Source organism: Thioalkalivibrio sp. ALJ1, assembly GCF_000745395.1.
Lineage (GTDB): Bacteria > Pseudomonadota > Gammaproteobacteria > Ectothiorhodospirales > Ectothiorhodospiraceae > Thioalkalivibrio.
In genome coordinates, this window is record NZ_JQIW01000006.1 from 1 (window position 1) to 1,658 (window position 1,658).

Consider the following 1,658-nt stretch of genomic DNA (forward strand, 5'->3'; position numbering starts at 1 on the left):
ATTGCCAACAGCACCGAGTTCAACGGTGGCCGTGTGCTGGACGGCAGTGTGCAGGACCTGTTCTTCCAGGTGGGTGCGAACCAGGGCCAGACCATTGCGGTCAGCGGCGTGGATTCGCGGACCTCCGAGCTCGGTACGACCGAAGTGGCCGGTACGGAAGGATTGAGTCAGTCTGCGATCAATGATGTCGGTATCGACTCGATTACCGATATCACAATTGATGGCGCTGATTTCGACGCCATCAGTGTCAGCTTTACCGGTGTCGAGACCCTGGAAGATGCCATTCGTGCGATCAACAGCGAGATTGCCGATGTAGTGGCGCAGGGTGATACCAACGCGCTGGCGGTCGCCGACGCCAACCTGCAGGCCTCGCTGCGCGTGAACAACGACGGTGAGACGACGATCGCGATCACCTCCGCCTTCGAGACCGAAGACCTGGCCGTTACTGGTGGCAATGTGGTCTTGGATGATGGGACAAACTCCACGGATGTCGACCTGTTCGACGGCGCTTCGGCTGCGGACGTAAATCTGAACGACATCGACGTCATCACCCGCGAGAGCGCAACCCAGGCGATTGGTGCACTGGACGGGGCGCTGACCCAGGTGAACAGCCTGCGCGCGGAGCTGGGTGCGGTGCAGGTGCGGTTCGAGTCCACCATCGACAACCTGAGCGTGAGTTCCGAGAACCTGTCGGATGCGCGTTCGCGGATCCGGGATGCGGATTTCGCGGCGGAGACGGCGGAGCTGACCCGCGCCCAGGTCCTGCAGCAGGCGGGTACCTCGGTGCTGTCGCAGGCCAATGCGGTTCCGCAGAACGTGCTGGCCCTGCTGCAGTAAGCTCGATCACTCGGGCTTCTGGTTGAGGGTGGATGGCGAGGTCGCCATCCACCCCTTCTGAAGAGGACAGCGATATGAGTGATGGAATCGGCAGTATCACATCACCGCCGGGTACAGTGAACCCGCGCGGGGGCGAGGGGGTGAAGGCCCCAGGGCCCGGTACGGGTCCTGTTCGTGGCGAGGGTCGGCCGGAGGCCGTCCCGCGTACGGGTGGAAACACGGAATCATCGGCTCGTGGCTCGACCGGACCTGCGACCGAGGCCATGGACATGGACGAGGTCAATCAGGTGGTGGAGTCGATCAATTCCTACCTGCAATCCACCAAGCGGGCGCTGGAGTTTAGCGTGGACGACACCAGTGGCCGCACCGTGATCACGGTAATGGACGGTGACCGGGAGCAGGTAATCCGGCAGATCCCGCCCGAGGCTGTGCTGGCTTTGGTGGAACGCTTCCAGAGTGATCAGGAACTGGGCGGTACAGGCCTGGTGGATCAGGCCTGATGCCGTCCGGGGCGAGCCGCCCCGGTCCGCATGATGGTTGCCAGAAGGGCCGGTCCCGTGTTCGGGGTCGGCCCTTTTTGGTGGTGGGTGGCGGAGGGTTGCCGGAGGGACAGCAAAAAACTGCCGGCTGGGTCTAAATCTGCGGGCTTTCCGCACGTTACAGGCGCATAAAGAGGGCTAATCGGGCCCTCATTGCCTCAGCTTACGGGGTTTGCAGGGAGGAGAGCATGTCTCAGATTATCAACACCAACGTTCTGTCCCTGAACGCGCAGCGCAATCTGGGGAATTCCCAGGGTGCGCTGGCCCAGAGTCTGGAGCGTC

1 protein-coding gene and 1 pseudogene are annotated in these 1,658 nt (G+C 62.4%); both read left to right on the top strand.

Annotation, left to right across the window (positions count from 1 at the left end; translation table 11 throughout):
- Positions 1-837, top strand: an 837-nt coding sequence (locus tag F462_RS02380) for a flagellin (protein WP_051918101.1), incomplete at its 5' end; no start/stop codon positions are given.
- A gap of 230 nt (positions 838-1,067) precedes the next feature.
- Positions 1,068-1,337: pseudogene (locus F462_RS13930) on the top strand (flagellar protein FlaG); the annotation flags it as partial.
- Positions 1,338-1,658 lie beyond the last annotated feature (321 nt).